At 66.5% G+C, this 8,070-nt stretch carries 6 protein-coding genes and 1 pseudogene; 5 read left to right on the forward strand and 2 right to left on the reverse strand.

Going from position 1 to position 8,070, the window contains the following annotated elements:
- The 3 genes and pseudogenes from B2W70_RS03800 to B2W70_RS03810 form a co-directional block, all read left to right on the forward strand.
- Positions 1 to 1,147 (forward strand): annotated as a pseudogene (locus B2W70_RS03800) (AAA family ATPase); the annotation flags it as partial.
- A gap of 271 nt (positions 1,148 to 1,418) precedes the next feature.
- Positions 1,419 to 2,144: a PEP-CTERM sorting domain-containing protein gene (locus tag B2W70_RS03805; protein ID WP_286743018.1), complete on the forward strand. Its 726-nt coding sequence runs from the start codon at positions 1,419 to 1,421 to the stop codon at positions 2,142 to 2,144.
- Between the two features lie 182 nt (positions 2,145 to 2,326).
- Positions 2,327 to 3,589 (forward strand): pectin acetylesterase-family hydrolase, encoded by a 1,263-nt coding sequence (locus tag B2W70_RS03810; protein WP_286743020.1) that lies wholly within the window; start codon positions 2,327 to 2,329, stop codon positions 3,587 to 3,589.
- 164 nt (positions 3,590 to 3,753) lie between these two features.
- On the opposite strand, the gene B2W70_RS03815 is transcribed toward B2W70_RS03810, so the two are convergent.
- Together B2W70_RS03815 and B2W70_RS03820 are read right to left on the reverse strand one after the other, a co-directional pair.
- Positions 3,754 to 4,281 carry an FxDxF family PEP-CTERM protein gene (locus B2W70_RS03815; protein ID WP_286743022.1) on the reverse strand — a complete coding sequence of 176 codons (528 nt, stop codon included), beginning with the start codon at positions 4,279 to 4,281 and terminating at the stop codon, positions 3,754 to 3,756.
- Between the two features lie 230 nt (positions 4,282 to 4,511).
- Positions 4,512 to 6,371: a phosphoenolpyruvate carboxykinase (GTP) gene (locus tag B2W70_RS03820; RefSeq protein ID WP_286743024.1), complete on the reverse strand. Its 1,860-nt coding sequence runs from the start codon at positions 6,369 to 6,371 to the stop codon at positions 4,512 to 4,514.
- 349 nt (positions 6,372 to 6,720) lie between these two features.
- On the opposite strand from B2W70_RS03820, the gene B2W70_RS03825 reads away from it, so the two are divergent.
- Positions 6,721 to 7,560 (forward strand): hypothetical protein, encoded by an 840-nt coding sequence (locus tag B2W70_RS03825; RefSeq protein ID WP_286743026.1) that lies wholly within the window; start codon positions 6,721 to 6,723, stop codon positions 7,558 to 7,560.
- Between the two features lie 3 nt (positions 7,561 to 7,563).
- Positions 7,564 to 8,070 (forward strand): molybdate ABC transporter permease subunit (locus B2W70_RS03830; RefSeq protein ID WP_286743027.1); only part of this gene is annotated, 507 nt, incomplete at its 3' end.

Here is an 8,070-nt window from a genome sequence, read left to right on the forward strand (position 1 = left end):
AAACCGCCTGGCCCAGCTCGACGAAGAGATGACCCGCCTGGTGCGCGACCAGGCCTTCTTCGACCGCCAACTGCAGGACGCCCGCCAGGCCGCGCAAGGTTTCACCGCCGCGGCCGAGCTGGTCGAGCGCGAAGCCGAGTTCGCCGAAGCCCGCCGCCAGTTGCCCGTGCTCAAGCAGGCCCGTGTTGACGCTGGCGAGCGCTGGCAGCAATCGGAAGCCGAACTCAAGCGCGCCGTGGTCGAGCAGACCAACGCCCAGCACGCCTACCGCCAGGCGCAGGAAAAGCTGGCCCACATCGAACAACGCAGCGCCCAGCACGAACGCGAATGGCAGGCCCGCTTCGACGACCTGCTTGGCCAGGCGCTGATGTCACGCGAGGTCAAGCACTCGCTGCCGCTGCACTGGCGCAGCCCCGAGCGCATCCGCGAGATGCAGGCGCACTACGGCAACGCCACCCAGGCCCGCCTGCGCGCCGAAGCCGTGGACCGCGAGCTCACCGAAGGCCAGTGGGAAACCGACGCCACCGTGGTCGAGCAGCTCACGCTGATGAACGCCAACGTGCTGCGCCAGGAAGACGAGCTCGGCCAGCGCAAGGCCAGCAACGCCGCCGCGGCCATCGCCGTCGACAACGCCCGCGAGCGCTACACCGACGTGCTCAAGGTGACGGTGCGCCGCTACCGCAAGAACGTGATCGAGCTCGGCCAGCTCGCCGGCGTCGATGTGCAGTGCGAACTGCCCCACCTCGGCGACGACGACACCGCCCTGCGCCAGGCCGAACTCAAGATCCACTTCAACTTCGACGGCAAGGGCCACATTGGCCTGAACGACGGCGAGGCCTCGGGCGGCCAGCAGGTCATCAAGTCCCTCATCCTGCTCGTGGGCCTGATGAAGGACGACGAGACCCCGGGTGGCTTCGTCTTCATCGACGAGCCGTTTGCTCACTTGGACGTGCGCAACATCCAGCTGGTCGGCCACTTCCTGCGCTCCACGCGCGCGCAGTACGTGCTGACCACGCCGATCACGCACAACGTCGAGGTCTTCGAGCCCGCCGACATCACCTTGGTCACGGCCAAGAAGCCCAAGGGCCAGCGCTGGGCACCGCCGATCGGGGTGCTGCAGCGGCGCGTGCCGGCTGAAGCGTACTGAGCCATCGGCCACGATGTCCATGCGCCGAACGCCCCCCTGCTTGCGGGATCGTCAGGCCCGCTCAAAGCGCCGAGGATCGCGTGCACAAATTGTGTGCGGCACCTGATCCTTCAGACCCATCAGGCTCCGCTCATACCACCACAGGGACACGGACATGATGAAACACCCCCTTGCAGTTTTCGCTGCGGCTGCGATCGCGCTGCTCTCCAATGCCCCGGCACACGCCGGCACTGGCTCGGCCACGGCATCGCTGAGCTCGCTGACCTTCACCTTGATCGACCTGGATCTGACCGATGGGGTGACACCCAGCCTGAGCTTTCTGGCAGCGGAGTACACCAGCCCCAGGTCTGCGTACGGCACTGTCTACCGCATCGTGGACAACTCATCGATGGAAGGAGAGCAGCGCCGCACATTCCTGACGCAGGAACCTGTGGCCATGTTGGCCACGGGCTCGGCGACCGCTTCGATGGCAGGTGCGACAGCCGCCTCGATATCCAGCGAGACCGGCTTCAGCGCTCAATCGAATGCAACGACGGGCAACACCGACATCGTCGTGGCTGGGGCAGAAACAAACCCCACCGAATGGGGTCGCACCTTTGTGATCAGCGCCAACACCGCACTGATGATCGAGGCAGACTACCTGCTCGAGGCTTCCTTGTTGAACCGAGTCAACCCCCAGGAAGTCGCGTCAGCGTCTCTCCTGCTTGAGGCGTACCTGAAAGCCAGCACCTCAGCCGGCCAGGAAGTGAAGTCGTTCTTCGACTATGCCTACACGTCAGCCGAGACCGGGGATCACGATCAGAAGTCGGGGCACATCAAGTTCACTTTCGAGAACGCCTCGTCGTCGAACCGCGAGGGCTTTTTCACACAAGTAGGTGCGCGCACCTATGTCGCCGTCGGCGCGGTTCCTGAAGCAGACACCAGCTTGATGGCCATGTTGGGCCTGGGTGCCATGGGCGCCGTCGTTGCTCGCCGCCGCCAACAAAAACTGGGTTAACCCCATCGGGTGCGGAAGGGCTTACCCGATCCACACAAGGCGACAACCGTCGGGCAGCCGACAAAAGCCGAGGCGTTTGCCCCCCCTCGAACGCCTGCATCCGCTGGTTAACGCGCAAGCGCAAAAAAACAGCGTTACGGAAACTCCTTCTCACAGAACAACCTCGTGAGAAGGAGAACCCCATGTCCTTGCGCTCCGTCCTGAAGGTGGCCGTCCAGGCCACCGCCGCCAGCCTGGTGTGCGCCGCCGCGCACGCTGGCTACCTCCAGTGGGAAACCGTCGAGCTGCCCGCCTCCAGCGGCGCCACCTGCGGCAACGGCACCCCCTACCGCTTCTTCGTCAACCGCACGCCCTTCACCAGCAAGACCGTGGTGATGTTCGAAGGCGGCGGCGCCTGCTGGGACCAGGGCGCCTGCAAAGGCGGCACCCTGCTGGACGCCGTCAACCCCGACGGCATCCCCACCAACTACATGACCGACTGGAACCGCCAGGCCCACCTCGGCCTGGTCACGCCCTTCACCATGCGCCTGCACCCGCTGCAGTCGGTGCAGACGCAAAGCTGGAACATCGTCTACCTGACCTACTGCACGGGCGACGTGCACACCGGCAACAAGGTCGCCGTGTACGACAACGTCGACCCGGCCAACCCCATGGCCTACCACCACCGAGGCATGGTCAACGCCAAGGCCGTGGCCGCCTGGATGGCCAAGAACCTCAAGCAGCCTGAAAAGCTGTTCCTCACAGGCTTCTCGGCCGGCGGCGTGGGCTCGGCGGCCTTGTACCCGGCCTTCCGTGAAGCGCTCAAGCCCAAGCAGATGTCGCTGCTCGCCGACTCGGGCCCGCTGTTCAACGTGCCACGCGACGCCACGCCCGAGCAGGCACCCTCGGTGCTGCTGCACAACAAGATCCGCACCGTCTGGGGCCTCGATGGCGTCAACGGCCTGGTCACCGAGCTGATCACCAAGTACCCGGGCGCCGGCAGCGCCGACAACCTGGGCAGCATCACGGCCGGGCTGGGCAAGATCTTCCCGAACGACCGCATCGGCTACGCCAACTTCCAGGAAGACACCAACTTCTCGGCCTTCTCGTACCAGAAGTTCTACCCCGAGATCGCCAACGCGCCCGACAACGAGACGCGCCTGAAGCTGCTCAACCAGAAGTGGCGCCAGGAGATCACGCCCTGGGTCGCGCAGATGGAGACGCAGCCCAACATCGGCTACTACATCCCCAACAAGCGCGAACTCAACGGCTCGCACTGCCTGACCATCGTGACCTTCGGCGGCACCAGCATCGTCGAGACCGGGCTCAAGGACGTGGGCCGTTTCGTGGACAACCTGATCGACGGCAAGGGCACCCCGATCCGAGCCTTCGAGAAGAACCCGACCAGCCAACGCGTGCTGATCAGCGACTGGTTCGCCGACCTGATCGCGCCGCTGCTGCCTTGAAGCTGCGTTGAGCCAGACCACACGGGGCGGCCGCGTGCCGCCCTCATGCATGGCCCCGGCGCCCGCTCACCCAGGCGACACCCTCCCCAACGAAAAAGGGCTCCCGAAGGAGCCCTTTGCTTTTCACCGCGCCTTGGCTGCGCAGCGAGCAGGTCGTCAGCCGATCAGGCAGCGCGGCGACGCGAAGCCACGGCACCGACCACACCCAGGCCAGCCAGCAGCAGGGCGTAGGTGGTGGGTTCGGGGATGGCGGCGGTGACGTTGCCGACGAAGGCGCCGTACTCGGGCACGCCAACACCGCGCACCGTCAGGGTGTGGGCGCCGCTGCTCAGGCCAGCGAAGGAGAAGGCGAAGCCGCCGTTCTGGGCCACGAAAGTGGTGGCGGCCACGCCGTCAACCAGGATGTTTTCCAGGGTGATGGGGGTCAGGGTGAACTCGGTGGTGGTGGCTTCGATCAGTTCGAAGTCGGTGCCAGCCTGGCCGATGAAACCCGTCAGGCCGGAAGCGGCCGACAGGCTGAATTCGTAGGTGATGTCGAACGGGGTGGCTTCTTCGAAGCGGCTGAAGCCGCCGAAGGACACGGCCTCGGTGCCAACGACACCCAGGTTGGAGAAAGGACCGAAGACCGCTGCGTGGGCCGAGACGGAGGCCATCACGAAAGCAGATGCGGCGATGAGGTTGCGGACGAACATGTTGACTCCCTGGGGGGAGCTCCCCCGAACAAATGACCACCCAACACAAATGCTGGGTAAACGTGACAAATTCTCACACCGTCTGGTCGGGTGCCCCACCCCTTGCTTGGGGGAAAAGGGACCTGGCCACGCCGCTTCGGACACAAAAAACCCCGCCGAAGCGGGGTGGGTGCCAGATCGGCGCGGGGGCGAACCCGCAGCCGAGGGCCAATCGGGCCCGAACAGCCCCATCAGGCAGCCAGGCGTTGCTCCAGCTTGGCCTTGGTGGCGGGCATGGCGGCGGGCAGGTTGTGCGACAGCTGGGTGAACAGCTCGTCGTGCAGCTTGAGTTCTTGCTGCCAGGAAGCCTTGTCCACGCCGATCACCGACTGGAACTGATCCTTGGTGAAGTTCAGGCCATTCCAGTTGATGTCTTCGTAGGTGGGGCTCACGCCAAAGGCGTTTTCCACACCGCCGGCCTTGCCTTGCAGGCGGCCCAGCATCCACTCCAGCACGCGCATGTTTTCGCTGTAGCCAGGCCACACGAACTTGCCATCGGCGCCCTTGCGGAACCAGTTCACGCAGTAGATCTGGGGCAGCTTGGCGCCCGAGGCTTGCAGCTTGGCGCCCAGGTCCAGCCAGTGCTGGAAGTAATCGCTCATGTTGTAGCCCATGAAGGGCAGCATGGCGAACGGGTCACGGCGCACCACGCCTTGCTGGCCGAAGGCGGCAGCGGTGGTCTCGGAGCCCATGGTGGCGGCCATGTAGACGCCTTCGGTCCAGTCGCGGGCTTCGGTCACCAGGGGCACGGTGGTCGAGCGGCGGCCGCCGAAGATGAAGGCATCGATGGGCACGCCAGCGGGGTTGTCCCACTCGGGGTCGAGCACCGGGTTGTTGGTGGCGGCCACGGTGAAGCGGGCGTTCGGGTGAGCGGCCTTGACGCCCTTTTCCTTGCCGATGGCCGGGGTCCAGTCGTTGCCTTGCCAGTCGATCAGGTGAGCCGGGGCTTCGTCGGTCATCGACTCCCACCACACGTCGCCGTCATCGGTCAGGGCCACGTTCGTGAAGATCACGTCGCGGTCGAGCGACTTCATGCAGTTGAAGTTGGTCAGGGTGTTGGTGCCCGGGGCCACGCCGAAGTAACCGGCTTCGGGGTTGATGGCGTAGAGCTTGCCGTCGGCCGCGGGCTTGATCCAGGCGATGTCGTCACCGATGGTGGTGACCTTCCAGCCGTTGTAGCCCTCGGGCGGGATCAGCATGGAGAAGTTGGTTTTGCCGCAGGCCGAGGGGAAGGCGGCGGCCACGTGGTACTTCTGACCTTCGGGATTGGTCACGCCCAGCAGCAGCATGTGCTCGGCCAGCCAGCCTTGGTCACGGCCCATGGTGGAAGCGATGCGCAGGGCGAAGCACTTCTTGCCCAGCAGCGCGTTGCCGCCGTAGCCCGAGCCGTAGGACCAGATCTCGCGGGTCTCGGGGTAGTGAACGATGTACTTGGTGTCGGGGTTGCAAGGCCAGGCCACGTCCTTCTGACCAGCGGCCAGGGGGGCACCCACGGTGTGCACGCAAGGCACGAACTCGCCATCGGTGCCGAGCACATCGATCACGCCCTTGCCCATGCGGGTCATCAGCTTCATGTTGACGGCCACGTAGGCGCTGTCGGACAGCTCAACGCCAATGTGGGCGATGTCCGAACCCAGCGGGCCCATCGAGAAGGGCACGACGTACATCGTGCGGCCGGCCATGGCGCCCTTGAACAGGGCGTCGGCACCGGTCTGCAGCTTGGCGCGCATTTCAGCGGGCTCGCACCAGTTGTTGGTGGGGCCGGCATCTTCCTTGCGAGTCGAGCAGATGAAGGTGCGGTCTTCCACGCGGGCCACGTCGGAGGGGTGGGTCCAGGCGAGGTAGGAGTTCGGGCGCAGCTCGGGGTTGAGCTTCTTGAACGAGCCGGCAGCCACGAGCTGGGCGCACAGGCGGTCGTACTCTTCGGTGGTGCCGTCGCACCAGACGACGTCCTTGGGTTGCAGCAGGGCGGCCATCTCGGCCACCCAGGCAATCAGCTTGGTGTTTTTGACGTAGGCAGGTGCATTGACCTGAGCAGCAACGTTCGACATGACAAGGCTCCAGAAAGTAAAAAACAAGGTCTCGACAGCGCTGCGGCAACCTGGTCTGGCCAGGCTGTGGCCCGGTCGTGGCAACGCTCTCGACACCCCGTCGGATGGGCCCCGTGAACGCCCAGGGGCGCCCGGCGGGAACCTCGTAGTTTAGACGATCGGACCGATTCGCGCCTGCCCCCTCGTCCGTGGGGCGTCCAGGGATGCCCCCAGGGCGAAGGCGGCAAGGTGTCACGGAAATGCCCTTTTTTTGGATGCTGATACAACTGTGGACAACTGCGGGACAGCCATGACCAAGCCCGCCGCCAGCAGCAGGCACACTTCGGCCTGCGTTTTTTCACCCTCCGCCATGCCCGAGAAGACCGAATTCGCTGTCCGCCGCGCCCTGATGACGCGCACGCTGGGTGCCGCGAGCATTTTTTGCGCCGGGCTTTGCCAGCCCGCCTGGGCGCTGCGCCCCCGGGCCGAGAGCCCTGAGGTCGCGGTGGACCCCCTGCTCGCCGAAACCGGGCTGACCGCTCGCTGGGCGGCGGCGATGCGACGCGACCTGGGCTGGGCCGCGCAGTGGCACACCACCCCCAGCCGCCTGGTGCTGGATCGGCTGGAGTCGGGTGAAGCCGAAGTCGGGCTCTTCCTGAGCCACCCCCGCGCCGGCCACCTCGAAAAGGAAGGCCTCATCCACGACCGGCGCAAGCTGGCGCGCACCGAGGTCTGGCTGGTCGGCCCGGCAGACGACCCCGCCGGCATCCGCGCAGAAAAAGACCCTGCGCGCGCCATCGCTCAGGTGCTGGCGGCCCAGGCCGCCGGGGTGGCGAGCTGGCAGACCGGCTTGCCAGGCGAACCTGCGGCGCAAGCCGGCGCGGACAGCCCCTTGGCTCAACTGGCCGCCCAACTGCTGGCCCAGCCTGCCACCGGTCAGCCGCTGACCGCAGCCCTGGGCCACAAACAGCTCAACCCGAGCGCCCCGGCTTACCGCCTGGTGACCCAGGCCGCCTGGCTGCGCCAAGGCCAGGTGCGCGGCACCCGGGTCTGGTTCCAGGGGCACCCGGCTTTGGTGCTGCACGCCGAGGTTGCGCGCTCCTTCCGGGGCAAGCACCCGGGCGGCAAGCTCCTGGTTGACTGGCTCGACCGCCCGCTGGCGCGGGGCACGCTGCGTGGCGTGGCCGGCTGGCAGAACGCGAAAGGCTGATCGATGTCGCCCGCCGCCCTGTCCGCGATGTGGATGAGCCTGCAGCTGGCCGCGCTCACCTTGCTCATCGCCACCCCTCTGTCGATCACCCTGGCGTGGTGGATGGCCCGCGTGAAGTGGCGCGGCAAGGTGCTGCTCGACGCCTTCATCCTGCTGCCGCTGGGCCTGCCGCCGGCCGTCATCGGCTTCTGGTTGACGACCGGCCTGGGCGAGCAAGGCGCGTTGGGCCGCTGGCTGCGCCAGGACCTGGGCCTGGCCGTGGCCCTGTACCCCACGGGGGCCGTGCTGGCCGCTTGCATCATGACGGTGCCGATGATGACGCGCATGCTGCGCCCCGTCTTCGAGGCGCACGACCCGATGCTGCTGCCCGTGGCCCGCACCCTGGGCGCCAGCGACTGGCACGCCTGGCGCACCGTTGCATTGCCTTTGACGCTGCCGGCGATCGGCTCGGCGATGGCGCTGGGCTTCGCGGCCGCCTGGGGCGAGTCCGGGGCCGTGCTGGTGCTGGCC

Source organism: Aquabacterium sp. UBA2148 (genome assembly GCF_002328915.1).
GTDB lineage: Bacteria > Pseudomonadota > Gammaproteobacteria > Burkholderiales > Burkholderiaceae_C > Aquabacterium > Aquabacterium parvum.